This window comes from Bradyrhizobium sediminis, assembly GCF_018736085.1.
Classification (GTDB): domain Bacteria; phylum Pseudomonadota; class Alphaproteobacteria; order Rhizobiales; family Xanthobacteraceae; genus Bradyrhizobium; species Bradyrhizobium sediminis.
In genome coordinates, this window is record NZ_CP076134.1 from 609,385 (window position 1) to 635,198 (window position 25,814).

General features: G+C 62.9%; 23 protein-coding genes. 9 read left to right on the forward strand and 14 right to left on the reverse strand.

Annotated elements, in window-relative coordinates; all coding sequences use genetic code 11:
• Positions 1-6: 6 nt before the first annotated feature.
• Positions 7-1,977 carry an acetyl/propionyl/methylcrotonyl-CoA carboxylase subunit alpha gene (locus tag KMZ29_RS02935; protein WP_305855084.1) on the forward strand — a complete coding sequence of 657 codons (1,971 nt, stop codon included), beginning with the start codon at positions 7-9 and terminating at the stop codon, positions 1,975-1,977.
• A gap of 195 nt (positions 1,978-2,172) precedes the next feature.
• The gene (locus KMZ29_RS02940) at positions 2,173-3,213 is read left to right on the forward strand and encodes an IS110 family RNA-guided transposase (RefSeq protein ID WP_215621526.1); all 1,041 of its coding nucleotides are present in this window, start codon (positions 2,173-2,175) and stop codon (positions 3,211-3,213) included.
• A gap of 269 nt (positions 3,214-3,482) precedes the next feature.
• Here KMZ29_RS02940 and KMZ29_RS02945 read toward each other — a convergent pair whose 3' ends face one another.
• Genes KMZ29_RS02945 through KMZ29_RS02965 form a run of 5 tightly spaced genes read right to left on the reverse strand, consistent with a single transcriptional unit; the run spans position 3,483 to position 9,038 of the window.
• Complete coding sequence (locus tag KMZ29_RS02945) at positions 3,483-4,505, reverse strand: ABC transporter ATP-binding protein (protein ID WP_215622389.1); 1,023 nt, start codon at positions 4,503-4,505, stop codon at positions 3,483-3,485.
• Positions 4,502-5,506 carry an ABC transporter ATP-binding protein gene (locus KMZ29_RS02950; RefSeq protein WP_369810109.1) on the reverse strand — a complete coding sequence of 335 codons (1,005 nt, stop codon included), beginning with the start codon at positions 5,504-5,506 and terminating at the stop codon, positions 4,502-4,504. The genes KMZ29_RS02945 and KMZ29_RS02950 overlap by 4 nt, the downstream gene beginning before the upstream one ends.
• Before the next feature lie 8 nt (positions 5,507-5,514).
• Positions 5,515-6,408 carry an ABC transporter permease gene (locus KMZ29_RS02955; protein ID WP_215622391.1) on the reverse strand — a complete coding sequence of 298 codons (894 nt, stop codon included), beginning with the start codon at positions 6,406-6,408 and terminating at the stop codon, positions 5,515-5,517.
• A gap of 26 nt (positions 6,409-6,434) precedes the next feature.
• On the reverse strand, positions 6,435-7,382 hold the full coding sequence (locus tag KMZ29_RS02960) for an ABC transporter permease (protein WP_215622392.1): 948 nt from the start codon (positions 7,380-7,382) through the stop codon (positions 6,435-6,437).
• 60 nt (positions 7,383-7,442) lie between these two features.
• The gene (locus KMZ29_RS02965) at positions 7,443-9,038 is read right to left on the reverse strand and encodes an ABC transporter substrate-binding protein (protein WP_215622393.1); all 1,596 of its coding nucleotides are present in this window, start codon (positions 9,036-9,038) and stop codon (positions 7,443-7,445) included.
• 207 nt (positions 9,039-9,245) lie between these two features.
• On the opposite strand from KMZ29_RS02965, the gene KMZ29_RS02970 reads away from it, so the two are divergent.
• Positions 9,246-10,562: an ISNCY family transposase gene (locus tag KMZ29_RS02970; protein ID WP_215620016.1), complete on the forward strand. Its 1,317-nt coding sequence runs from the start codon at positions 9,246-9,248 to the stop codon at positions 10,560-10,562.
• 311 nt (positions 10,563-10,873) lie between these two features.
• Here the strand turns inward: KMZ29_RS02970 and KMZ29_RS02975 are convergent, their stop codons facing one another.
• The 3 genes from KMZ29_RS02975 to KMZ29_RS02985 all read right to left on the reverse strand — a co-directional run bounded on the left by KMZ29_RS02975 (position 10,874) and on the right by KMZ29_RS02985 (position 12,466).
• Positions 10,874-11,869, reverse strand: a complete 996-nt coding sequence (locus KMZ29_RS02975) for an HD-GYP domain-containing protein (RefSeq protein WP_369810069.1) — start codon at positions 11,867-11,869, stop codon at positions 10,874-10,876.
• 107 nt (positions 11,870-11,976) lie between these two features.
• On the reverse strand, positions 11,977-12,144 hold the full coding sequence (locus KMZ29_RS02980) for a hypothetical protein (protein WP_215622395.1): 168 nt from the start codon (positions 12,142-12,144) through the stop codon (positions 11,977-11,979).
• A 1-nt stretch (position 12,145) separates the two neighbouring features.
• Positions 12,146-12,466, reverse strand: coding sequence for a PilZ domain-containing protein (locus KMZ29_RS02985; RefSeq protein ID WP_215622396.1), 321 nt, complete (start codon positions 12,464-12,466; stop codon positions 12,146-12,148).
• A gap of 419 nt (positions 12,467-12,885) precedes the next feature.
• Here KMZ29_RS02985 and KMZ29_RS02990 point away from each other — a divergent pair, with 419 nt between their 5' ends.
• Both KMZ29_RS02990 and KMZ29_RS26575 read left to right on the forward strand, forming a co-directional pair.
• Entirely contained in the window at positions 12,886-13,743 is an 858-nt protein-coding gene (locus KMZ29_RS02990; RefSeq protein WP_215622397.1) for a helix-turn-helix transcriptional regulator, read from the forward strand.
• Positions 13,744-13,877: 134 nt separating this feature from the next.
• On the forward strand, positions 13,878-14,123 hold the full coding sequence (locus KMZ29_RS26575; RefSeq protein WP_249779814.1) for a PilZ domain-containing protein: 246 nt from the start codon (positions 13,878-13,880) through the stop codon (positions 14,121-14,123).
• A gap of 146 nt (positions 14,124-14,269) precedes the next feature.
• Here the strand turns inward: KMZ29_RS26575 and kce are convergent, their stop codons facing one another.
• The 5 genes from kce to KMZ29_RS03015 form a co-directional block, all read right to left on the reverse strand.
• On the reverse strand, positions 14,270-15,193 hold the full coding sequence (gene kce / locus KMZ29_RS02995) for a 3,5-dioxohexanoate:acetyl-CoA acetone transferase (protein ID WP_215622398.1): 924 nt from the start codon (positions 15,191-15,193) through the stop codon (positions 14,270-14,272).
• Between the two features lie 65 nt (positions 15,194-15,258).
• Positions 15,259-16,287: a 3-hydroxyacyl-CoA dehydrogenase gene (locus KMZ29_RS03000; protein WP_215622399.1), complete on the reverse strand. Its 1,029-nt coding sequence runs from the start codon at positions 16,285-16,287 to the stop codon at positions 15,259-15,261.
• 23 nt (positions 16,288-16,310) lie between these two features.
• Positions 16,311-18,830, reverse strand: a complete 2,520-nt coding sequence (locus KMZ29_RS03005; RefSeq protein WP_215622400.1) for a branched-chain amino acid ABC transporter ATP-binding protein/permease — start codon at positions 18,828-18,830, stop codon at positions 16,311-16,313.
• Between the two features lie 10 nt (positions 18,831-18,840).
• Positions 18,841-19,719 (reverse strand): branched-chain amino acid ABC transporter permease, encoded by an 879-nt coding sequence (locus KMZ29_RS03010; RefSeq protein ID WP_215622401.1) that lies wholly within the window; start codon positions 19,717-19,719, stop codon positions 18,841-18,843.
• A gap of 117 nt (positions 19,720-19,836) precedes the next feature.
• On the reverse strand, positions 19,837-21,093 hold the full coding sequence (locus tag KMZ29_RS03015) for an ABC transporter substrate-binding protein (RefSeq protein ID WP_215622402.1): 1,257 nt from the start codon (positions 21,091-21,093) through the stop codon (positions 19,837-19,839).
• Positions 21,094-21,280: 187 nt separating this feature from the next.
• On the opposite strand from KMZ29_RS03015, the gene KMZ29_RS03020 reads away from it, so the two are divergent.
• Together KMZ29_RS03020 and KMZ29_RS03025 are read left to right on the forward strand one after the other, a co-directional pair.
• Positions 21,281-21,979 carry a GntR family transcriptional regulator gene (locus tag KMZ29_RS03020; protein WP_215622403.1) on the forward strand — a complete coding sequence of 233 codons (699 nt, stop codon included), beginning with the start codon at positions 21,281-21,283 and terminating at the stop codon, positions 21,977-21,979.
• Positions 21,980-22,009: 30 nt separating this feature from the next.
• The gene (locus KMZ29_RS03025; RefSeq protein WP_215622404.1) at positions 22,010-22,786 is read left to right on the forward strand and encodes an SDR family oxidoreductase; all 777 of its coding nucleotides are present in this window, start codon (positions 22,010-22,012) and stop codon (positions 22,784-22,786) included.
• Positions 22,787-22,808: 22 nt separating this feature from the next.
• Here the strand turns inward: KMZ29_RS03025 and KMZ29_RS03030 are convergent, their stop codons facing one another.
• Complete coding sequence (locus tag KMZ29_RS03030) at positions 22,809-23,285, reverse strand: DUF6789 family protein (RefSeq protein ID WP_215622405.1); 477 nt, start codon at positions 23,283-23,285, stop codon at positions 22,809-22,811.
• A 209-nt stretch (positions 23,286-23,494) separates the two neighbouring features.
• Here KMZ29_RS03030 and KMZ29_RS03035 point away from each other — a divergent pair, with 209 nt between their 5' ends.
• Together KMZ29_RS03035 and KMZ29_RS03040 are read left to right on the forward strand one after the other, a co-directional pair.
• Positions 23,495-24,169, forward strand: a complete 675-nt coding sequence (locus KMZ29_RS03035; RefSeq protein ID WP_215622406.1) for a spermidine synthase — start codon at positions 23,495-23,497, stop codon at positions 24,167-24,169.
• A gap of 98 nt (positions 24,170-24,267) precedes the next feature.
• Positions 24,268-25,686, forward strand: a complete 1,419-nt coding sequence (locus KMZ29_RS03040; RefSeq protein WP_215622407.1) for an extracellular catalytic domain type 2 short-chain-length polyhydroxyalkanoate depolymerase — start codon at positions 24,268-24,270, stop codon at positions 25,684-25,686.
• Positions 25,687-25,814 lie beyond the last annotated feature (128 nt).

The following is a 25,814-nucleotide window of genomic DNA, read 5'->3' on the forward strand; positions in this document are numbered from 1 at the left end:
GCTCAAATGAAGAAGATGCCGTTCCACAAGATACTGATCGCCAATCGCGGCGAGATAAGCTTGCGGATCATGCGTACCGCGCGCCGCCTCGGCTATGGCGTGGTCGCGGTCTATTCCGACGCCGACCGCGAGGCTTTGCATGTGCGCGAGGCGGATCAGGCCATCTGCATCGGCGAGGCACTGCCGGCGCAATCCTATTTGCGGATCGAGGCGATTATCGCGGCGGCCAAGGCCAGCGGCGCCGACGCTATTCATCCCGGCTACGGCTTTCTCGCCGAGAACGAGGAGTTCGCCCAAGCCTGCCGCGACGCGGGTCTGGTGTTCATCGGGCCGTCGCCGGAAGCCATCAAGGCGATAGGCAACAAGGCCGGCGCCAAGGACATCATGCGGGCGGCCGGCGTGCCCTGCGTGCCCGGCTATCAGGGCGTCGACCAGAGCGACGGCGCGATGTTCGCCGAAGCCGAGCGGATCGGTTTTCCCGTCATGATCAAGGCCGTCGCGGGCGGCGGCGGGCGCGGCATGCGGCTGGTCACGGATGCAGCGATGTTTCTCGACACGCTACGCAGCGCGCGGTCCGAAGCGCAAGGCGCGTTCGGCGACCCGACCGTGATCCTGGAGCGGGCGATCGCCGATCCCCGCCACATCGAAATCCAGGTGTTCGGCGATCGTCATGGTAACGCCATCCATCTCGGCGAGCGCGACTGCTCGGTGCAGCGGCGGCACCAGAAGCTGATCGAGGAGGCACCGTCGCCGGCGGTCACGCCGGATTTGCGGGCGCGGATGGGCGCCGTCGCGGTGGCCGCGATCAAGTCGATCGGCTACGAAGGCGCGGGCACGCTGGAGTTTTTGCTCGATAAGTCAGGCGAATTCTATTTCATGGAAATGAATACGCGGCTGCAGGTCGAGCATCCCGTCACCGAGGCGATCACCGGGCTCGACCTGGTCGAACTGCAATTGCGGGTCGCCGGCGGCGAGCCGCTGGGGCTCAAGCAGGAAGACATCCGGTTTTCCGGCCACGCCATCGAGGTGCGGCTGTGTTCGGAGGATGCCGGCCACGATTTCATGCCGCAATCCGGCCGGATGGCGCTGTGGCAGATGCCGCAAGGCATCCGCGTCGAGCACGCGCTGCAATCCGGCTCCGAGATTCCGCCGTTCTACGATTCGATGATCGCCAAGCTGATCAGCCATGGCGAAAGCCGCGACGAAGCCCGGGGCAAGCTGATTTGCGGTCTCGAGCAGGTCGCGGCCTTCGGCGTCACCACCAATCAGGGATTTCTGATCGACTGCCTGCGTCATCCCGCTTTTGCGGGGGGCGAAGCCACCACGGCGTTCATCGGAGAGCATCGCGACGAACTATTGGCGGGAACAAAGGATCCGTCGTCCGAGGCGACGCTGGCGGCGTTGCTGCTCTACGTAACTGCTCCTGACGCGCCGCCGTGGCGCAAGGGCCGGACGCTGGCGACGGCGTTCCCGCTTCCCGTTCGCCTGGAGCTCGACCATGGCAACTATGATCTCGAAGTCGTGCGCGAGCGCGACGGCGGCTATGTCGCAAGCCTCGGCGGCAGCGCGCACCGTTTCGAGATCGACGACCTCGGCGGCGATACCATCCGCTTCCGCAGCAACGGTGTGATGGAGACCGCGAAGTTCCTGCGCAACGACGACCGGCTCTATTTCCTGCACCGGGGAACGACCATAGCGGTGCGCGATCTTACCCTGGCCGCGCCGGCAACGGCGGCGGCAACCGGCGGCGACGGCAAGGTTCGCGCGGCGATGAACGGCCGCGTCGTCGCGGTGCTGGTCAAGCCGGGCGACAAGGTCGCGGCCGGCCAGCCCGTGATGACGCTGGAAGCGATGAAGATGGAGCATGTCCACACCGCAGGGATCGCGGGCACCATCTCCGCCATCGATGTCGCTGAGGGCGAGCAGGTGACGACGGGGAAGATCGTCGTCGAGATCGAGGCGGCGGCGGCAACATAGTTCTCCGTCGTCCCGGCCAAGCGAGCATCGCGAGCGCCGAGCCGGGATCCATACCGCGTGATTTATCGATTTTGGAAAGCCGTTCGACGACCTGTCGTAACCACGAAGGCCGGTGGTTGATGGGGTGGACGGCCCCCTACGGCATCAGTTGTGCCAGAATGAGGTTGTTGCAAATCTCAGACAAAGGAGCCGTCCGTGGAACAGATTATCCGAATTGGCATGGATACGTCGAAGCATATTTTCCAGCTGCATGGGGTTGATGCGACCGAACGGCCGGTGTTGCGCAGGCGGCTCGGCCGGGCGCAAATGGTGGCATTTTTTACCAAGCAGCCGCCGACCGTGATCGGGATCGAGGCCTGCGGTGCGGCGCATTATTGGGCGCGCGAGCTTGGCAAGCTCGGCCACGAGGTGAAGCTGATCGCGCCGCAACACGTGAAGCCTTACGTCAGGCGGAACAAGAACGACGGGCGAGATGCCGAGGGGCTGTGTGAAGCGATGGGCCGACCGACGATGCGGTTTGTGCCAGTGAAGACGGCCGAGCAGCAGGCAGCTTTGATGCTGGCAGGTCTCCGCGAGCAGATGGTCGCCCGTCGCACCCAGCTCAGCAATATGATCCGGGGCTATGCGGCAGAGTTCGGCCTTGCGGTGGCCAAGGGCCTCGACAAGATCGAACCGCTTTTAGCTGGCATCGCGCAAGATGACAGCGTGCCGGCGCTGGCGCGCGAGTCGTTTGCGGTCCAGGGCCGCGAGTACGCGCAGTTGCAGGGAGAGTTGAAGGCAATCGAAGCCAGGCTGAGGGCCTGGCACCGCGGCAATGCCGATAGCCGGCGCTTGGCGAAGATTCCAGGAGTCGGGCCGATCGGCGCCACGGCGCTGGTGATGAAGACGCCTGATCCGCGTGCCTTCTCCTCGGGCCGGCATTTTGCGGCCTGGCTCGGACTGACCCCGAAAGACCACTCCACTGCCGGCAAAACCCGGCTCGGCAAGATCACCCGTGCCGGCGATGAGAGGTTGCGCAGCGTGCTGGTGGCAGGAGCGACCGCCGTGATTCAGCAGGCGAAGTACGGCCGTGGCCATCCATCGCCCTGGCTGATCGCTTTGCTCAAGCGCAAGCCGCCAAAACTCGCGGCGGTGGCGCTCGCCAACAAGATTGCCCGCATCGCCTGGAAACTGATGGTTACGGGGGATAATTACGACGGCGCGCGGATGTCTGAGGCATCGGCGTCAGCCGCCTAAGAGATCAGCCGGTAAGTTCGTCTTATCGGCTGAGCCGGAGCTGCAAGAGGAGCAGATGGTAGGATCGATCGATCCGAGGTGCGAGACAATCCGTGGGACCCATTGGCCCAAGACAGGTCGTGTGGTTGTTTGGAACTCGCGTCGCGGAAGCCATCTTGGCCAGCGGTCCAAGCGACCGCACCAACAGGCCGGACATATGGATGCAAGCGATCCGATCAGACCTCAAAAAACTCTTGTGGCACGGGGGCCGTCCACATATGGGTCCCGGCTCAAGGCCGGGACGACGTTGATAGAACGATTTCAGCCTCTCGCCCCGTGCCCTCATTGAGGAAACACGCCACCTGGTGCTTGGTCCCGGCTTCCGCCAGTACGGGACGCTCGACCTTGCAGCGGTCCATCACGTAGCGGCAGCGGGTGTGGAAGGCGCAGCCGGAGGGCGGATTGATCGGGCTCGGCACGTCGCCGTCGATCAGCGGCTTCAGCCGCCTCGTCTTCGGATTGGCCACCGGAACCGACGACAGCAGGGCCTGGGTATAGGGATGGCGCGGGTTGGCGAACAGCTCGGCTTTTTCGGCGACTTCCACGATGCGGCCGAGATACATCACGGCGACGCGATGGCTGATATGGGCGACCACGGCGAGGTCGTGGGCGATGAACAGATAGGAGAAGCCGTGCTTGCGCTGCAGATCGATCAAGAGATTGATCACCTGGGCCTGGATCGAGACGTCGAGCGCCGATACCGGCTCGTCGCACACGATCAGGCTTGGTCCGAGCGACAGCGCGCGGGCGATGCAGATGCGCTGCCGCTGGCCACCGGAGAACTGGTGCGGATAGTTGTTCATCTGGTCCGGCCTTAAGCCCACCTGCTGGAACAGTTCGGCGACCCGTTCCTGCTTTTGGCGGCCCGATGCCAGCCCGTGCACGCTGAGCGGCTCGCCGACGATATCGCCCGCCGTCATGCGCGGGTTCAGCGATGCGAACGGGTCCTGGAACACGATCTGCATCGAACGGCGGTGCGGACGCAGATCCGTCTTGCCGAGGTGGGTGACGTCGACGCCATTGAGACGGATGCTGCCGCTGGTCGGCTCGACCAGCCGCAGCACGCTGCGCGCGACCGTCGATTTGCCGCAGCCGGATTCGCCGACCATCCCCAGTGTTTCGCCGACCCCGACCGAAAAGCTGACGCCGTCGACGGCATGCACCGTGCCGACGCGGCGGCGCAGGATGCCGCCCCGCACCGCGTAATGTTTGACGAGGTCGGTGACCTCGAGCAGGGGACGCGCGTCGGTCATAGCGGCACCGCCGTTTCCGCCGCGCGCCAGCACGCCGCAAAATGGTGGTCGCCCCAGTCCTGCAACGGCGGATATTCGGCGCGGCAACGGTCGACTGCCAGCCCGCAGCGCGGCGCGAAGGCGCAACCCGCCGGCAGGTTGGTCAGTGACGGCACCATGCCGGGAATTTCCACCAGCCGGGCATCGTTCTTCGAGCCGAGCGCAATCACGGCCGGCATCGATGCCATCAGGCCGCGGGTGTAGGGATGCCTGGGGCTTTCGAACAGCGCCTCGACGGTGGCCTCCTCGACCTTCTTGCCGGCATACATGACAATGACGCGCTGCGCCGTCTGCGCGACGACGCCGAGATCGTGCGTGATCAGGATCAGCCCGGTGCCGAGTTCCTTCTGCAGTTCGACGATCAGCGCCAGGATCTGGGCCTGGATGGTGACGTCGAGCGCGGTGGTCGGCTCGTCCGCGATCAACAGCGCCGGCCGGCACGCCAGCGCCATCGCGATCATCGCGCGCTGGCGCATGCCGCCGGAAAGCTGATGCGGATACTCGGTTGCCCTTCGCTCCGGTTCCGGAATCCGGACCAGGCGCAGCATTTCGACGGCCTTGGCCCATGCCTCCTTGCCGGTCGTCTTCCGATGCAGCCGCACCGCTTCGGTGATCTGGTCGCCGATCCGCATCACCGGGTTGAGCGAGGTCATCGGCTCCTGGAAGATCATCGAGATGCGATTGCCCCGGATCGCGCGCATCGCGGCATCGTCGAGATCGAGCAGATCGGTTCCTTCCAGCGTCACCGATCCGCCGACGATGCGGCCGGGCGGATCGGGCACCAGCCGCATCACCGACAGCGCGGTCACGCTCTTGCCGCAGCCAGACTCGCCGACGATCGCCAGCGTCTCGCCGCGGCGGACGCTGAAGGAGACGTCGTCGACCGCCTTGAACAGTCCGGAGTTCGTGAAGAACACCGTCTGCAGGTTCTTCACGTCGAGAACCGCTTCTTCCGCTTGCATTTCGGTCATCAGCCGCGCTGCCTCGGATCGAGAATATCGCGCAGCGCGTCGCCGAACAGATTGGTGCCGAACACCGCGAGGCTGATGGCGATGCCGGGGAAGATCACCAGCCACGGCGCGGTGCGGACATACTCCGCTGCCGATTCGGACAGCATGCGTCCCCACGACGGGTAGGGTTCGGGAATACCGAGGCCGAGAAACGACAGCGAGGCCTCGGTGAGGATGGTGGAGCCGAGCTGTGCGGTGGCCAGCACGATCAGCGGCGCCAGCGTGTTGGGCAGCACATGGCGTATCGCGATGCGCGTTTCGCTCATCCCGATCGATTTGGCGGCTTCGACGAACGGCAGCTCGCGCAGCGCCAGCGTATTGGCGCGGATCACGCGGGCGACGGTCGGGATCAGCGGGATTGCGATCGCCAGGATCACGTTGGGGAGCGACGGTCCCAGCGCCGCGGTCATGACGAGGGCGAGGACCAGGAGCGGCAGCGCCTGCAAAATGTCGGTCACCCGCTGGAACACCAGATCGACCCAGCCCGACAGATAGCCGGACACGAGCCCGACCAGCACGCCGATCGACGATCCCAGCGCCGTCGAGCCGATACCAACGGCCAGCGATATGCGCGCGCCGTGCACGATCCGGCTCCAGACGTCGCGGCCGAACGAGTCGGTTCCCAACCAATGCTGCGCACTGGGGGCCGCCAGGCGATGCGCGGAATCGACGCTGAGCGGATCGAAGCGGCAGATCAGGTCGGCCGCCGCCGCCACCCACACGAATGTCAGCATGATGAACAGGCCGATGGTGCCGAGCAGGTACCGCTGCCCGAGGAACGCCAGCCGGCGCCAGCCGTGCGTTGCATGAGCGCCGGCGCGCCTCAGTTCGCTGTCGTAGTTGATAACGGCCAAACGGTGTCTCCAAATCTTCCTGAAAGTCAGTCCGTATACCGGATACGTGGATCGATCGCTGCGTAGAGCATGTCGACGGTGAAGTTGGCGACCACGACCACGACCGCGATCAGCATCACGAGATTTTGCACGATCGGATAGTCGCGCCAGCGCAGCGCCTCGACCAGGAAGCGGGCGACGCCGGGAATATTGAACACCGTTTCGGTGACGATCAATCCGCCGATCAGGAACGCCGCCTCGATGCCGATCACGGTGATGACAGGAAGGATGGCATTCTTGAGCGCGTGATGATAGTTCACCGCCGTTTCGGAAGCGCCCTTGGCGCGCGCGGTGCGGATGTAATCCTGCCGCAGGATTTCGAGCATCGAGGAGCGGGTAATTCGCATGGTCAGCGCGGCGCTGCGAAAGCCGACCGCCATCGCCGGCACGCAATAGATCGCGAAGGCCTCGGTCCATGTTGCCGGGTTCGGGTTGAAGATCGGCATCGATCCGAACAGCGAGACCGACGCCATCAGGATCAGCAGGCCGAGCCAGAACGACGGCAGCGACAGGCCGCTCAGGCTGACGACGCGCAGGGCATAATCGAGCCGCGTGCCCTGATGGACCGCGCTGATGACGCCGAGGGGAATGCCGATCGAGGCGGAGAACAACAGCGCGAGGCCGGCCAGCCGCGCGGTGATCGGAATCCGCGGCAGGATCTCCTGCAGCGCGGGCTTCTCGGAAACGTAGGAATAGCCGAGGTCGCCATGCAGAAGCCCGCCGATCCACTGCATATACTGCACCGCAATCGGCTGGCTGAGGCCGAGCTCTTTTTCCAGGTTGGCCTTGTCGGCCTGGTCGACGAAACCCGCGGCGTCAAACAGGATGTCGACGATATTGCCCGGCACGACGCGCAGCAGCACGAAGATGATGACCGAGATCCCGAACAGGGTCACGAGCATCAAGGCGAGGCGCCGCACGATATAAGCAAACAACCTGGCTGCTCCCGTTAACGCGGATGAGTGGCTGGCAGATTCTTCCGCTGACGGCGGATGCTACTTGTCCATCCACACATCCTCGTAGCGGTAGCCATTGTAGGAGCTGTTCACCATGATGGTGATGCCCTTGACGTAGGGCTGCCAGCACGAACCGGCGCGGCTGTGGTAGATAATGGGACGGGCGACGTCCTCCTGAAGCTTCTTGTCGATTTCCCAGACCAGTTTCTTGCGCTTGGCGGCGTCGGCCTCCTGGGATTGCTGGTCGATCAGCTTCTCGATGTCCTTGTTGCAATAGTTGGTGTAGTTGCGCTCCGAACCGCAGGAATAGTTCTCGTAGAACGACTGGTCGGGATCGTCGACGGCATTGCCGGTCAGGTTGAGGCCGAGCGAATAATCCTTGCGCGCGACTTTCGAGAACCAGTTGGCGGTCTCGACCACGTCAAGCTCGCCATCGATATAGATGCCTTTGAGCTGATCGATCAGGATGACGGCGGGATCGCGGTAAATCGGAATGTTGCGGGTCGCGATCTTGACCGCGAGGCGCTTCTCCGGTCCATAGCCCGCTTTCTCCATCAGCTTGCGCGCCGTTTCCCGGTTGGCGTTGATATCGGGGCCGTAACCCGGAATCGATTCCAGCATTTCCTTCGGCATGGCCCACAACCCGCCCGGCGCGGGAAGCATGGTGCCGCCGATATCGGCCTGACCCTGGAACATGATCGAAATGAACGCCTTGCGATCGAGCGCCAATGCCATCGCGCGGCGAATGTCCAGATTGTCAAAGGGCGGCGAGGACGAGTTGACGATGATATTGGTGCTGACGTTGACCGGCTCGACCACGCATACCGCGTTCGGCGCCTGCGTCTTGACGTCCTTGAGAAGCGGAATCGATACCTCGGTCGGGAACGTCATATCGAACTTCCCGGCAATGAAGGCGAGAATGGCGGTCGAACGGTTGGTGATGATGGTGTACTCGATGCCGTCGAGATGAGGCAGGCCCTTCTTCCAGTAATCCGGATTGCGGGTGATCTTGATCGATTCGTTGGCCTTGAACTCGACGAACTTGAATGGACCGGTGCCGATCGGCTTGGTGCGCATGTCGCCGGGCGAAACATGGCAGGGATAAACCGGCGTATAGCCCGAGGCCAGCAGCGCCAGCAGCGCCGGTTGCGGCCGCTTCAGGTTGAACGCGACCTCGAAGTCGCCGTTCGGCGTGATGTCGGCAACCTGATTATACCAGGATTTGCGCGGGTTCTTGCGGAACTTCTGCTCGGACTTGCCCATCAGCATGTCGAATGTGCATTTGACGTCGGCGGACGTGAAAGGCTTGCCGTCGTGCCATTTGACGCCCTGCCTGAGCTTGAAATTGAGGGTCTTGCCGCCGTTGGCCCAGGCCCAGCTCTCCGCAAGATCAGGGACGATCGACTCCAGGCTGTTCTGCTTCACGTCCTGCTTGTACATGACGAGATTGTTGAAGACCGCCATGAAGGGACCGTTGACCGAGAAGGTCGCCTCCTCGTGGATCGAGGCGCTGGCCGGACTGTCGCGGTGATAGACCTTCAGGATACCGCCCTGCTTCGGCTCGCCGGCGAGCGCAAAACCAGAGACAGTCAGCAACGACGCCACGACGGCAGCAAGCGCACGGACGCTCCGCATGTTCCCCTCCCTCATATTTCAGCCTCATCGGGCCGATTGCGCAGGAGGTTACCCATGACGATGCGTCCACGCAACCGGCAAGGCCGGGGTGTGTCAGTAGCTCGTGATCTGTCGCCTGTTTGTAGCTCGTGAAGTGTCGTGTTTTTGGTGCCCCGGAACAAAGGGGGCACGATGGGCACGGCATCCATTCACGAGGGTGTACGACGGATGCGGTTTTCGAGTTTGCTGGATCGGACTGAGGCGAAGGAGCTGACGCAGGAGGCGGCGTCTGAGCTTCTGGGGATCAACGTGCGGACGTTCCAACGTTGGGCGGAACGCTTTGAGGCGGAGGGCGATGACGGGCTGGTCGACCGGCGCATGGGCCGGCGATCACCGAGGCGTGCGCCGGAGGAAGAGCTGGAGCGGATGCTGGGGCTGTTCCGGGACAAGTACGCCGATTTCACGGTGAAGCACTTCCACGAGCAGCTGCAAAAGCGACATGGCTATGTGCTGGGCTACACGGTGACGAAGCTGGCCTTGCATGCTGCGGGCTTGGTGCAGAAGGCGCCGAAGCGTTCGGCGCACCGCAAGAAGCGTCCGCGCCGGCCGCTTCGGGGCATGCTGCTTCACCAGGACGGGTCGCGCCACGTCTGGATCGAAGGTCTGCCGGCGATGGACCTGATCGTCACGATGGACGATGCGACGAGCGAGATCTACTCGATGCTGCTGGTCGAGGAAGAAGGGACGGCGTCGACGTTCCGGGCCTTGGGCGAGGTGATTGGCGAGCGTGGTCTGTTCTGCGCGCTCTACACCGATCGCGGCAGCCATTACTTCTACACCCCGAAGGCCGGCGCGAAGGTCTCGAAGACGCAACAAACCCAGGTGGGACGGGCTTTATCGCATCTTGGGATCGAGCATATCGCGGCCTATTCGCCGCAGGCGCGCGGGCGTTCAGAGCGGGTGTTCGGCACGCTGCAGGGCCGGCTGCCGAAGGATCTGCGGCTCGCCGGGATCAGGACGGTCGAGGCCGCCAATGCGTGGTTGAAGGCGCATTACATCGCCGAGCATAATGCGGCGTTTGCGATCGTGGCCGAACAGCAAGGCACGGCGTTCGTAGCCGACCGGCACGAGGCCTGGCGCGAAGCGCTGTGCGTGATCGAAGAGCGAACCGTCGCCAACGACAACACGATCGCATGGAGCGGCCGGCGGCTGCAGTTGCCGGAGAGCCGGCTCAGGCCCCACTTCGTCAAGGCCGTGGTGCGGGTTCACGGGTATCCCGATGGCACCGTGGGCGTGTTCCTTGGCCCGCACCGATTGGCGAGGTTTGCCGCCGATGGACAGCAGATCAGCCCCGACGCGCCTCAGCCTGGCAGCGTGCTCGGAGCCGTCAAGGACAAGCCCTTACGGGCGCGCAAGTGCGCGTCCTTGACCGCTCCTGCGCGCGCCGCCGTCGAGATAGCGCGGGTCGGGGCGGAGAAACGGGCTTCAAGTCAAACAAAGAAACCAACCCGAGGGGCTAACCTGCCACCAATATCCATGGCATGACCAAACCGGCGGAACCGTCCACGCCTTCCGGCTCCTCCGAAACTCAATAACGAAGGCGACAGATCACGAGCTACAAAAATACGACAACTTCACCCGCTACGGACACCGGCAAGGCCGGGGTGGGCATCGATCCTTCGGACTAAATGCAATTCCGCGTGGCGGCTAATTCGATGGCGGGGCCATTTTGGTGCAGCGCGCAAGCGGGTTTGACCTGCTGGAACCGGTCAAACCTCCAGTTTGTCGCCGCCCTTCAGGTCGAGAATTTCGTGGCCTTCGTCCGAGGTCGCCACCTGTAATCCAAGCCAATCTCTTCAGCGGTTCAGCGCTACGTCCCTGAATGCGGCTACGAGCGGCCTCTCCAGCTTTCCTTCCATGCTGCGAAGGATTTCATAGGCCTGTTCCCGGGGCATGGTCGGCTTGTAGTTGCGGTGTTCGATCAATGCCGCAAAGATATCGGAAATGGTCAGTATCCGAACGATGTCGGATATGCTGCCGCTACAAAGCGCGTCGGGATAACCACTTCCATCGAGATATTCGTGGTGATGCCGCACTGCATCAAGGATCTCCGGGGAAATGCCGGCATTCCCCTTCAGCACGTCGTATCCAGCTGCGGGATGGGTTTCGATCAGCGCGCGCTCCTGGTCGTCGAGGCGCCCAGGCTTGTCCAGGACCGCGAGCGGAATTTTGGCCTTGCCAATGTCATGAAACATCGCGGCCGAATACAGCCGCTCGAGGTCCGCTTTCGGCACACCCAGGCTCAGTCCGAAATCGACAGCTATGCCCGTAACCAGAAGGCAGTGTTGATAGGTGCCCTCGTGGTGACGGCGAACCGTCTCGAGCCAGCTGGACAGCCCATCCTCAGCGATGCTGTCGGCAATCTTGCCGGCGGCACCTTTCGCGCCCCTGATATCGATGGCCTTGCCGCTCAACACTGCCGAGAACATCGAGGACAGGGCGGTCGCACCAGCCGTCGCGGCTTCGCAGGCGCCCGGCAAAGCCTCGGTAGAGATCGTCCGGGAAGGATTGGTATCGACCAGTGCGGCCAGCAAGCTCGCCTGATTGACGGGATTGACAAGTACGCGCGTCGCCCCAAGCGCATAGGCCTGAACGGAAAACAGGCGCGCCTTCTGATCAATGACGAAAATGCGCCTGCGCACGTGACTTGATTTTCCAAACATCTCCTTAAGTGCCGCAATATTGTCAACGGCCCGCAGGTCCGCCGTGACGACGACGGCATCGGATTCGTTGCGTCGAGTGCTAGCGTCGTTCAGCAACTCGGTTGTTACGGCGTAATGCTGCTCCAGCATGGCGCGGAGGCCCGTAAGCTTGCTAACGGTATCTGCGACAACATGAACGGGCATGGACGTCAGGTCTCACTTCTGTCTGTCGTCATCCAAAGTGATGATGATTGCAGTCATCGTGTAAGAAAGCGTTCGAGTTCGGTGCATATCTGGTGGGCCAGATCCTCCGTGATTTCGAATCGTATTTCTTCATCGGCGGTATTGATCTGCACGATGCCGGAAAGCGGTTCGGTCGATTTGGTCAAGACAAGGATTTCGGTTATCTTGTGTGGGTCGCTCATCTCAGGCTGGCTCGTTGGTTGTTTGGGGTTTCAGAGGTTTCTTCCGGATGAGCTTCCGCTCCAGGAATTCGACACCGATCTGGTCGCCGGCGACCCGCACCAGTTTGCAGCGGCGGAACGCGCTGCCCGTGGACGAAAGCAGCAGGAAAAATTCCTTGAGGTCCAATCCCTCGATGGACCCATCGATGCACAGGCGCGCGCCGGTCTGTGAAACGTCGATCATCACGCAGTCTCGCCGCCAGGTGCCGTCAATTCCCATGACATAAACATGGATGCCGCGTTCGAAATTGACGCGCTCGCTCTTTCTGTCTCCAAAAGCCATCTGCAAAATCCGATCGATAAAATATCCTCGTCAGGCGCTCCTCGCATTTACTTCGCAGAGCTGCGAAAAATCGCCGCAGTCGCGGGGCGTTTGATTTCGACGGCTTCGCGAAATCAATCTTGTGCTCTTCGTATCCTGCCTTCTGGTCTCGATTCTCCCGATCGGCAGCGCGGCAAGGCCGTCGGACAAATGTGAGGCGCCGGCGTCTTGCAGGACTGCTATCCAAAATTGTCCGCAGCGGGCATCGTTGCCCTTGCTACGCTATGCAGCCCCGGCGGGAGCCGTATTCACAACTAGAACTCGACAATTTCCATAGGATGCTCTCTAAACTACAACGTACGGTAAATTACCTCGACTACGTCGATTTTCATCAGTGCCAATTGTGAAAAGTAATTTAGTCTGCGCTCGGGGAACTTGAGATGGGAAGCTCTCCGGAAGATTATGGAGGGACAAAATATCCTATGATACGCACTGCGGTGCGACAACGAGCTCTTGCCGAATTCCTGCGCAAGCATCGCGAGTCGATCGTCAAGCCAGTCGATGACAAGCACGTCGGCGAACGGAGACGAAGAACGGTAGGACTTCGCCGCGAAGAAGTTGCTGAGATGGCGGCGATTAGCTCTACCTGGTACACGCGGCTGGAGCAGGGAAAGGAAGTAGCGCCTTCCAGCGCTGCGCTCGGACGCATTGCCGACGTGCTGCAGTTGGCACCCGCAGAGCGGGCTTACCTTTTCGAATTGGGCCGACGAGTTGATCCGAACGATGCTTCGAACTTCGCCGATGATCTCGTCGGCAAAACGATCGAGAGCTGTGTCCGTTCCATCTCGTACCCGGCCTTTGTGCTCGACAGATATTGGACGATGCTGTTCTGGAATGACGAATTGGCGGAACTGTTCCCGCCATGGCTGAACGATCCGGAAAGGAACTTGCTGCGACTTATGTTTCTCAATTTGAATGCGAGAACGCTCGTCGTCGATTGGGAGCCTCGGGCGCGCAGCCTCCTGGCACAGTTCCGGGTTGATTTCGGCAAGTATATTGATGATCAGAAGATGCTTGATCTGGTCAGCAAGCTAAGCGAGGAGTCGGATCACTTTCGGAGATTGTGGCAAGAACAGCGGGTTCTGTCTTCGGACGGGATCGAAAAGTCATACAATCATCCCCAGTGGGGCTTGCTGAAATTTCGTCAAACAACCTTCCTCGCCGCCAGTGATTCCTCGATCAAGCTGGTCATCTTGAAGCCGTGCAATGAGGCTGCGATCACCTGCCTCGGGCGATGAGACTTGTCGTGGGACGTGTTATCCCAGGATAAGAAGGCAAGTGCACCCTATGCATTTTCCTAACCATAAAGCTCCACGAAGCGTTTAGACCATTCTGCGAAACTGTGTGTGAGATTCAGTCACAGGAAGCAGCGATGCACCCGAGACGCTTCACACGAGTGCGGCCGACAGGCAGAAATGCCGATGTGGCCAAATTGATCGTTGGCCCGAAGGATCCCGTCATTGATTGCAGGGTCATAGACTATTCCCCTGGCGGCGCGTGCCTCGAAGTGTTCGGACAGCCCAGATTGCCCAATCGATTTGAGCTGCTATTCGGCGGCACCAGGAAGCGTTGCCGGATTGTCTGGAACTCCGGCCGCCGCCTTGGGGTTGCCTTCTGACAGAATTGCGTATCGCGTCGAAAGGCGGGGCTCAACGCCGCGCCTCTCGATCCGCACTCAATATATGCCGGTCACGAACACATGCAGCAGCGGCCACTTCCGCAGACGTCGGGTGCTGGGTTGGCGCTGCAGGCTTGACGAACCGGTCAAACCTCCAGTTTGTCGCCGCCCTTCAGGTCGAGAATCTCGCGGGCCTCGTCCGAGGTCGCCACCTCGAGGCCCAGCCCCTCGATGATCTTGCGCGCGAGCGTTACCTGCTCGGCGTTTGAGGCCGCCATCCGTCCGGGCGCCGCCCACAGCGAATCCTCGAGCCCGACGCGGATGTTGCCGCCCATGGCGGCGGCCATCGCCGCGATCGGCAATTGGTTGCGGCCTGCGCCCAGCACGGACCACACCATCTTGTCGCCGAACAGCCGGTCGGCGGTGCGCTTCATGTGCAGCACGTCTTCCGGATGCGCGCCGGTGCCGCCCTGCAGGCCGAACACGGTCTGCACGAACAAAGGCGGCTTCACCATGCCCTGCTCGAGGAAGTAGTTGAGGTTGTAGAGATGCGCGGTGTCGTAGCACTCGAATTCGAAGCGGGTGCCGGTCTCCGACAGCGTCTTCAGGACATATTCGATGTCCTGGAAGGTGTTGCGGAACACGATGTCCTTGTTCTGCAGATGCTTCAGTTCCCACTCGTGCTCGAATTTCTTGAAGCGGTTCAGCATGCCGAAAAAGGCAAAATTCATCGAGCCCATGTTCAGCGACGCTACTTCCGGCTTGTAGACCGCGGCGGGGCGGACGCGCTCGTCCACCGTCATGGTCGGCGCGCCGCCGGTGGTGAGGTTGATCACGCAGTTCGAGCGCTGCTTGATGATTTTCAGGAACGGCGCAAAGGCCTCGGGGCTCTGGTCGGGCTGACCGGTCCTGGGATTGCGCGCGTGCAGATGAACGATGGCCGCACCCGCTTCGGCGGCATCGACCGCGGCGTCGGCGATTTCCTGCGGCGTCACCGGCAGAGCCTTCGACATCGAGGGGGTGTGGATCGCGCCGGTCACGGCGCAGGTGATGATGACTTTTCGGCTCATGTCTTGTTCACTTTCTTCGCGGTCGTATCTAATTCGTCATTCCGGGATGGTCCGCAGGACCAGACCTAAGGTGCGCGATTGCGCACCGGGGAATCTCGAGATTCTTTGATGTGCAAGTGCACATCAGAGTTCGTCGCTGTCGCGACGCCCCGGAATGACGTTTGAGTAGCCTTGTGGGCTGCCAGCGCCGCCAGGCGCTCGTTGCGCCGCTGCGTCAGTGCGGCGATGCGCTCCGGCGTCGGCTGATGCGGCCACGCCGCGATCACCCGGTCCACATTCGGGCTTTGGTAGACTTCGGGGCCGGCGCAAGCCGAGGCCAGCTCCTTGTAGAATCCGGTATAGCGCGCGCAATAATCGGGAATGCCGCCGGGCGCATTAAGCTCGATGGTCTCGAACGGTCCGAGAAACGACCAGCGCAGCCCGAGGCCGTCCTTGACGGTGTGATCGAGGTCTTCCGCGGAGATATAGCCTTCGCCGACGAGACGAAATGCTTCCGCCAGCAGCGCGCCCTGCAGCCGGTTCAGCACAAAGCCTGATATCTCGCGGTTGATCGTGACTGGCACCTGGCCGATCTCGCGATAGATCTTTCGCGCGCGCTCGATCGCGTCGGGCGAGGTCCACGGCGCGCCGCACAATTCGACCAGCGGCACCAGATGCGGCGGATTGACGGGGTGGCCGACCAGGCAACGCGCCCGGCCCGGCAGCGTCTCGGTGAAGCGCGATGCCGTAATCGCCGAGGTCGAGGACACCAGCAGCGCGTCTGATGGCGCGAGCTTGTCGAGCTGGGCGAAGATGGCCTTCTTGTCCTCGACGATCTCCGGACCGTTTTCCTGGACGAATTCGACGTCCAGCAGCGCTTCCTGCAGGCTTCCCGCAATCGAGATCCGCGCGACGGCGCCGTCGGGATCGTCGGCGAGGCCATGGCGGGCCAGCGCCTGCAACTCGTCGCGGATCAGGCGGGGCGCCGCCTTCAGTGTCGGAACATGCGGATCGGTGAGTCGCACGTTCCACCCCGCACGCGCGAAGATGGTGGCCCAGGCGCGTCCGATCAGGCCGCTTCCGACGATGGCGACGTTGCGTTCAGTGCTTGCCATTTTTCCTTCTCACAGCCCTCATCTCACAGCCAGAGCACCTTGCGGCGCAAGTCGAGATCGTCGCGCAGGTCCTTCGACGGCCCCTGGTGGATCACCCGGCCGCGCTCCAGCGCCACCGTAGTATCGGACAACGCCAGCGCCAGATCGAGATGGTGATCGACGATGATGATGGCGATTTCCTTGCGCAGCCGGTCGAAGGTCTCGAACAATTGCTCCACCACGGTCGGCGCGAGGCCCTCGAAGGGTTCGTCGAGCAGCAACACCCGGACGTCACCCGACAGCGCGCGAGCGACCGCGACCATCTGCTGCTCGCCGCCGGAAAGATAGTCGGCGGGGCTGTCGAGTCGTTCGCGAATCCGCGGGAAATATTCGTAGATGCGCTCCCGCGTCCAGTGCACGCCGTTGCCGGTCTGGCGCTTCAGCCCGCCAAGCTCGAGGTTCTGTTCCACGCTCATGCCGGCGAACAGGCCGCGGCCCTGCGGCACGTAGCCGATGCCGAGCCGCGCATTCTGCGCCGACGAATGGCCGATCAACTCGCTGTCGGCGAGTTTGATCGACCCGTTCGATGCCGGCGCGATGCCGACCAGCGTCTTCAGCAGCGTCGACTTGCCGGCGCCGTTGCGGCCCAACAGCGCGATGATCTCGTTCTCGTGCAGCGTGAAATTGACGTCGTTGAGGATGTGGCTCTTGCCGTAGAACGTGTCGACGTTGCCGACCGTCAGCAGCGCGTTGACGCGGGCGGCGGTTTCGCGCGGGCGCGCGGCAATTTCCGTCGCGCCGGAGCCGATATAGACTTCCTGCACCTTCGGGCTGGTACGGGCTTCCTCGACGGTGCCGTCAAGCAGCACCCGGCCTTCATTCATGACCGTGACATGGTCGGCGAGCTGGAATACCCGGTCGATATCGTGTTCGACCAGCAGCACCGGCAGATCCGACGATATCCGCTTGATGATGGCGCCGATCCGCTCGCGCTCCGCCGCGGCAAGGCCGGCGAGCGGTTCGTCGAGCAGCAGCACGCGGGGCGCGGTCGCAAGCGCCACGCCCATGTCGAGCAGCCGCTGGCCGCCATAGGACAAGTTGCCCGCTTCGGCCTTCTCGATGCCGGCAAGGCCGAGATAGCGGATGGTGGCGTCGGTCTCGACGTTGATCGCATCGATCGACAGCGCGTTCGCGAGGGGATCGAAGCGGCGGGGATGCCGCGCCTGCACCGCAAGCCTGATGTTTTCGCCGACGCTCAGGGCCGGAAACAGGTTGGTGATCTGGAACGAGCGGCCGATGCCGGCGCGGGCGATCTCCTCCGGCGTTTCGCCGGCGATCGGCTGGCCCATCAGCGATACGGTGCCCTGGTCCGGCGGGAACATGCCGGACAAGAGGTTGAACGCAGTGGTCTTGCCGGCGCCGTTGGGCCCGATCAGTGCATGCAGGGTGCGGTCGGCAATCCTGATGTCGATCCCCTGCACCGCCCTGATGCCGCCGAAATTCTTGACGATGTGTCGGGCCGACAGCACCGGCCCTGCGATGTGGGATTTGGGTCGCAGGAATTCCGGCAGCGGCAGCGCTTCGATGCGGCGCGCCGACATCGCGGCGTCTTCGGTCGTCTTCTTGCGGAACGGCGCGATCAGCTGTTCGCCGACGCCGACCAGACCGGTCGGCGAAAACACGATGAAGCTGACGAATATCAGGCCGAACCAGAACAGCCAGTTCTCGGTGTAGATGCCGAGGAACTCGCGGAACAGGATGAAGAACAGCGCGCCGAGCGCGGGTCCCAGGAAACTGCGCATGCCGCCGATCACGACCATGGCCAGGAGATCGCCGGAGAACGAGACCGAGATCGGATCGGCCGAGGTCATGCGGTTCTGGTAAAGCAGCAGGATGCCGGCAAGCCCGGTGATCCCGGCCGACAGCACGAAAGCGGCGAGCTTGTAGCGGTTGGTCGGATAGCCGAGGAAACGCGCGCGTTGCTCGTTCTCGCGGATCGCCACCAGCACGCTGCCGACCGTCGAGTTATGGAAGCGCCATAGCAGGATCAGCACCAGGAAGGCGATTGCAGCGACGAACCAGTAGTAATTCGTGGAGGATTCCAGATCGACGCCGAGCAGCGTCGGCCGCGTGATGCCGCCGAGGCCGTTCTCGCCGCCGGTGACGTCGGTCCAGCGGAACGCGACCGCGTACAGCATCGCCGCCAGCGCCAGCGTCAGCAGCGAGAAATATACCCCGCGCCGCCGCAGGATCAGGAAGCCGAACGTGGCGGCGATGGCGGTGACGATCAGCACGCCGGCGATGGTGGGACCGAAGAACGAGCCCGGCATCACATTGCGCTGGACCAGCGCCGCCGCATAGGCGGCGAGGCCGAACCAGGCGCCATGGCCGAACGACACCAGGCCGGTATGGCCGACCAGGATGTTCAGCGCCATGCAGGCCAGCGCATAGGTGACGACCTCGGTCGCCGAGGTCATGGTGAGGCCGAGCGCGAGCAGCAGCGGCGGCAGCACAAGCAGTCCGAGGGCGGCGATCAACAGTGGAATCGGCAGGCGCTTCATCATGATCGGCGCCTCACTCGAACCGCGTGATGCGTTCGCCGAACAGGCCGCGTGGCCGGAACAGCAACACCAGCAGCATCAGCAGGTAGATCGCCGCGGTCGATGCCGCGGAATAGCCGATGCCGACCATCACGCCCTTGACGAGGCCGACCAGCAGCGCCGCGGCAACCACGCCCCAGAACGATCCCAGCCCGCCGATCACCACGACGACGAAGGCCGGCGTGATGATTTCCTGGCCCATCGCCGGATGAATCGAATAGATGGGCGCCAGCAGCACGCCGGCGAAGCCGGCAAGCCCGATGCCGAGCGCCGCCACCGCGGACATATAGGGCTGCAGCGAAATGCCGAGCGCGCCGACCATGTCGGGGTTCTGCACGCCGGCGCGCACCACGCGGCCGAAGGAAGTCTTCTGCAGCAGCAGCCACAGTCCGGCGATGCAGGTCGCGGCGATGCCGAGCAGCACCACGCGATAGAACGAATAGATGAAGCTGCCGATCGCAACCTGTCCGCGCAGCCATGGCGGGATCGAATAGGACAGAGGCGGGGCGCCGAAGATCATCCGCAGCGCCTGCTCCGCCACCATGGCGAGGCCGAATGTCATCAGGAGCGAGAGGATCGGGTCGGAGCGATAGAAGCGGCGGAACAGCGTGCGCTCGATAACGATGCCGAGCATCGCCACCGCCACGGGCGCTGCCACGAACGAGCCGCCGAAGCCGAGCCAGGGCGACAGCACCAGCGTGAGATAGGCGCCGATCGCATAGAACGCGCCGTGCGCGAGATTGACGATGCCGCCGAGCGAGAAGATCAGCGACAGGCCGAGTGCGATCAAGAGGTAATAGACGCCGTCGAGCAGGCCGTTGAGGATTTGCTGGGCTAACAACATGGCGGACATGGCTGTGGTCCCGCTGCTGGAATACGCGCGGGCTGCGCGCCAGGGAGATCTATGAGGGGAAGGCGGAGGAAAAACAGCGTCTCCCCGGAATTCCGGAGAGACGCTGATGTCAGTTGGTTAGCTCGGGAACGTGCAGCTGTTCTCTTCCTTGGTAGCGGCGATCACTTCGAGATCCTCGTTGGGGCCGGGCACCGCCGGGCTGGAAGCGAAGATGTCCCACTGGTTCTTGATCTTGTCGGCTGGAAGTGCGGTGACCGCGTACATTTCGTGCATCAATTGATGATCCGATGCGCGGAAATAGCCGGGCCGGGTCTTCAGCAGGTCGAACTTCGCGCCCTTCTCGAAGTGCTGGATGATCTTGGGCGATTCCGCCGATTTCAGCTCATTGATGGTCTGCGCCACGATCTTGATGGCGATGTAGTCGCCCCAGGCCTGGTTCTCCGGCGGCTTGTTGTATTTCTTGGTAAAGGCCGCCACGAACGCCTTGCTGCCGGGGGTGTCGAGCTGGTGATGCCAGACCACCGGCCAGGTGCCGACGAAGTTGCCCTTGCCGGCGGCCCAGGCCAACGCGGTGTCGAAACCAAAGCCGCCGACCGGGATGGTCAGGCCGAACTCGGCATACTGCTTGAGGAAGTTGGTGGTCTGGTTGCCGGCGAGATTGATCGCGACCAGATCGGGCTTGGCTTCGCGGATTTTCAACAGATAGGCGGAGAAATCGGCGGCGTCGGTCGGCACCAGATCGTCACCGACGAATTGGCCGCCATTGGCTTCCATGAAGCGCTTTGAAACCTTCAGCAGGTCGTGGCCGAAGGAATAATCCGCCGTCAGCGAGTACCACTTCTTGCCCTTGACCAGGCCGTCGCGCAGGAACGAGCGGCCGACGGTCTTCACATACATCGAATTCTGCGACTCGACGTGGAACATATAGCGCTGGCAATCCTTGCCGCGCAGCGCGTCCGAATTGCCGCCGGTGTTGATGTACAGGGTCTTGGTGCGCGAGGCGACCTGCGCGATGGTCAGGCACGAGGCGGATGAAATCTCGCCGATGATGCAGGCCACCTTGTCGCGCTCGATCATGCGCTCGGCCTTGGTGGATGCGGTCTGCGGATTGACCGAATCCTCCTTCAACAGTTCCACCTTGCGGCCCATCATGCCGCCCGCGGCGTTGATCTCCTCGACCGCAAGATCGGCCGCCATCGCGGCGTATTCGCCGAGCGGTCCGAGAAAACCGGTGCGCGGCGTCAGATGGCCGATCCTGATGACCTCGGCTGTCTGTGCGCGCAAGATCGCCGGCGCGGAGATGCCCGACACCAGGGCAATGCCGCCGGCGGTCTTCAACAGGCTGCGGCGCGTGAATTGATTATTATTGGACATCGGCCTTCATCTCCCTGGTACGGCCGCGTGAGCTGCGGCAGTTTCTTCTTTCGGCCAGCGCCGCATGGTTCGCCTGAGAAGCGGCCTTGTGTCGCTTGCCGTGATCTGTGATCACAGTTAGAGTTGCAAAAGTCAGGGCCGTTGTCGAGTCCCCTCGGGAGGATCGTGGCCGCATGGGAGATCCGCGTTGAATTTGCCCACCGCCCTCAACCTGGTGGAACCGCTCGACCGTCAGACGCTGGGCGAGCGCGCCTATGCCAAACTGGCCGATCTCCTGATTTCCGGCCGGCTCGCGCCGGGCGAGAAATTATCGCTGCGCGCGGCAGCCGATGTGCTCGGCGTCTCCATTATGCCGGTGCGTGAGGCGGTGTCGCGGCTGGTTGCCGACAAGGCGCTGGAGGTAACGCCGAACCGCGCGGTCCGCGTTCCCCTGATGTCGGCGGCGCAGTTCCGCGACCTGACCAAAGTGCGGATCGCCATCGAGGGCCACGCGGCGGCGCAGGCCGCGCTGCATCGTGACACCGATGACCTCAACTCGATCGCCCGCGCGGAAGAAGCGATGCGGACGGAGAGCGAGTCGTCCGCGCCCGACCTGCCGCGCGCGGTCGAACTCAACAAGACCTTTCACTTTGCGGTTTACGAAGCGGCGCATTCGCCGATCCTGGTGGAAATCATCCGCGCGCTCTGGCTCAAGGCGGGACCGGTGATCAATCTCGATCTGCGAGCCAACCCCGAGCGGCTCGCCAAGGGCGATGCGATCCGGTTTCACGCCAATGTGCGCAACGCCATCGCCGCCGGCAGCGGCGAGGCCGCGCAGGCCGGAATTGCCGGCGACATCCGAAGTGCTGCGGACTTCATCCTGTCGCGCGGCGGCCTCGCCGACTGACATTCTTTCAAACGACATCTCGGAGCGACCATGGATCTCGAACTCAAGGGTTTGCGCGTGCTGGTAACCGCCGGCGCCAACGGCATCGGGCTCGCCATCGCGCGGCGTTTTGCAGCCGAAGGCGCCAGGGTTCATACCTGCGATGTCGATGAAATGGCGTTGTCGGCGCTGGCTGCCAGCGATCCCGCGATCACGTCGACCCCCTGCGATGTCTCCGACCGCACGGCGGTTCAGAAGCTCTTTGCGGACGCGATGGCAAAACTCGGCGGCCTCGACGTGCTGGTGAATAACGCCGGCATCGCCGGCCCGACGGCCAAGGTCGAGGAGATGAATCCGGAAGACTGGGACCGCTGCCTGGAAATCTGCCTGACCGGGCAATTCAACTGCGTCAGGCTTGCGGTGCCGCATTTGCGCAAGAGCAGGAACGCATCGATCGTCAATATCTCCTCGGCCGCCGGCCGACTCGGCTTTGCCATGCGCACGCCCTATGCCGCGGCGAAATGGGGCGTGATCGGCTTCACCAAATCGCTGTCGATCGAGCTCGGACCGGACAACATCCGCGTCAATGCGATCCTGCCGGGCCTGGTCGCCGGCGACCGGCAGCGCCGGGTGCTGGAAGCCAAGGCGCAGCAGCGCGGAATTTCCTACGCCGAAATGGAACGCACGGCGTTTTCCTACACCTCGATCAAGGACTATGTGACGCCGGAGCAGATCGCCGACCAGATCCTGTTCATGTGCAGCCCGCGCGGCAAGACGATTTCCGGGCAGGCGATCTCGGTCTGCGGCGATACCCAGATGCTGGGATGAGCGAGAGAGGATGGCTGGCCGGTTAGCGGCTGTCCTGCTCCGCCGCGCCGCCTGCATTGAGTGCGGAATAGATCAGGCCCAGGATCACGCTATAGGACAGCACCATCAGCAGCGAAAATACGGCCGGCTGAAAGCCGAGGCCGGCTTGAGTGGCGAACAGGCCGCGCCCCAGCATCGGAAAGAACACGAGGCCCATCAAGATCCAGCCGAGCACACCGAAGACGAATCCCTTGGCGGCGCCGCTTTGACCCGGCAACAACGGGTAGGCGTGGCCGAACAGGAAGCCGAGCACGACAGAACCGTTCAGGAACGAAAGCGCCCATAGAACCGACGGATGGACCGCGCTTCCCACCAACTGGCTCAGGGTCTGCTGCAGTTCGTCATAGGGCTGGAACGACGGCAGCCAGCCCATTCTGGATTTCAGGAACATCAGGCCGGAATGAGCAAGGCTTCCGCACAACCCGGCAAATGTCGTTCTCCAGAACCGGTCAGCGTTCATGGGGGATTGCGGCGGCTGTGGCGATCATCTTTCAGCCTTTAGCATATATCAACGATGCCGGGATCGATTTGCCGCCGCTGATGTCACCAAATGGTAGCCGACGCAAACGCAGCGTTTCCAGTTCTGCATTTTCCTCCGGCGAACGGCTTGAGCGGGAATGTTCTGCCGGCCACCTCGCGCGAGATAGCCAAAGCAGCTAAAAGCATCGCATGATTCCATGGAAGCAGATCGATATCGCTCGCGTGCCTGGCGCAGAGGTCGAACTTCGCCTGATGCAGCGCGGCGACGAATTCTCCATGAAGATCGGGCCGAACGAATTGATGAACAGCCGTCTCAGCGGGTCGGAGGAGGCGCTGGCCACGCTCGCCTGCCGAAGGCTGGAAGCCATCAAGGCGCCGCACCTTCTGATCGGCGGGCTCGGCATGGGGTTCACGCTGCGCGCCGCGCTCGCAGTGCTGGGACCGAAGGCGCGGATCACGGTGGCCGAACTGGTGCCGGCCGTGATCGCGTGGGCGAAAGGCCCGATGGCGGAGATTTTTGGTGACAGCCTCAGCGATCCGCGCGCCAGCATCCTGTGCGCTGACGTCATCGAGGTGATTCAGTCTCACCCCGCCACGTTCGATGCGATCCTGCTCGACGTCGATAACGGCCCGGAGGGATTGATCCGGAAAGCGAACGACGCGCTCTACGATCCCAGCGGATTGAAGGCGATCCGCCGGGCGTTGCGGCCGGGCGGCGTCCTCGCGGTCTGGTCGTCGGGGCCGCATCCGGCCTTCTCCAAACGGCTTCGCGACGCCGGCTTCGCGGTGAACGAGGTTGCCGTGCGCGCCACCGCCAGGCGCAGCGGCGCGCGCCATGTCATCTGGTTCGCGACGCGGCCTTGAAGGCGAGTTCCGCGGTCCCGTCATGAAATTGGCACGAAACCGGCATGCGCCCTGAGGTAGGCTTCCTCTGATAGCATGCCGTTCAACGGGAGCGTCCCATGGTCGTTGCAGCGTTGCGCCGGACTTCCGTCGCGATTGGCTGCGCGGCGTTTATCGCCGGACCGGCGCTGGCCCAAGCGCCCGCGGCGCTCCCCGGCTACAATGCCGCCATCGGTGAAAGCTCGATATCCGGCATTTCCTCCGGCGCGTTCATGGCTGTCCAGTTCGCCACCGCCTGGTCTTCGGTGATCAAGGGCGTCGGCGTGGTCGCCGGCGGGCCGTATTGGTGCGCGAAAGCCGGCGGGTTCTTCAGCTACTGGTCTTCCATTACCAACGCGACAGGCCCATGCCTGTCCGGGCCGCCTCCCGGAATGAGCAGCTTCTTCGCCAAGGCCGACGCCAAGTCGGCTTCCGGCGCGATCGACTCGCTGCAGTTCGTGCGGCGGCAGAAAATTTATCTGTTCCATGGCTATAACGACAAAGTGGTGGCACGATCGGTCGCCGATGCGGCTGCGGATTTCTATCGCCACTATCTCGGCGAGGCCAATCGCGGCAACCTCTACTACCAGACCACGATCGGAGCCGGGCATTCGCTGGTGGTTGCGCAGGATCCGCCCCGCGCCGACCTCAATGAATGCAAGGCGAGTATCAGTCCGTTCATCGATCAATGCGGCTATGACCAGGCCGGAATCATTCTCCAGCACATTTACGGCGCGTTGAGTAGCCCGAATGCCGGTCCGTTGAGCGGGACGATCAGGCCGTTCGATCAGTCGCTTTACACCAAACCCGGCAGCGCGGGTTCGTTGAGCCTGGGCAAGACCGGCTACGTGTTCGTGCCCAGGGAATGCGAGAATGGCGAGGCGTGCCGCGTCCATATCGCCTTGCACGGTTGCAACCAGCAAGAAGGCCCCGAAATCGGACGGCGTTTCGTCGAGCGCACCGGATACAATGCCTGGGCAGATACCAATCGTCTGATCGTGCTCTATCCGCAAACCACTGCGAAATGGTACCCCTACAATCCCCACGCTTGCTGGGACTGGTGGGGTTACGTCAATTACGACGACAGTTATGTCACCAAGTCCGGGGCGCAGGTCAGGACGATCAAGGCGATGCTCGACGCGTTGACCGCGCGCGCCGCGCCGGCGGCCGTTTCCTCGCCGGCGCCCGCCGCGACATCGATCATGCTCAGGGTCATCGACCGGTCGGACACCGGCGCCGATCTGGCATGGGCTCCGCAGGCTGGCGCGACAGCCTACCGCGTGTTCCGTGCCGGCGCCGACGGCCCGTTTGCAGCGGTGGCGGAGGTGGCCGGGCCGAGTTTCGCCGATTCCGGCCTGACGCCAAAAACCGCCTATCGATGGCGCGTCGCGGCGATCGTGAACGGGGTTGAAGGCCCGGCTTCGGGTGAAGCCGCGGCTACGACGCGACCGGTTCCCGCACCCTGCGCCAATCCCGGCGCTTGCCCGATTGGCGAATGATGAATGGGCGCAGACTGCTAATTCTGCATGCTGCCGGGTTTTGATGGCAGCATGCATCAGCTCATAAGAGTGCTATATTTATTTATCAGGAGTTCCATGTCGAGGTCTGGCCAACAGGTAAGATTCTG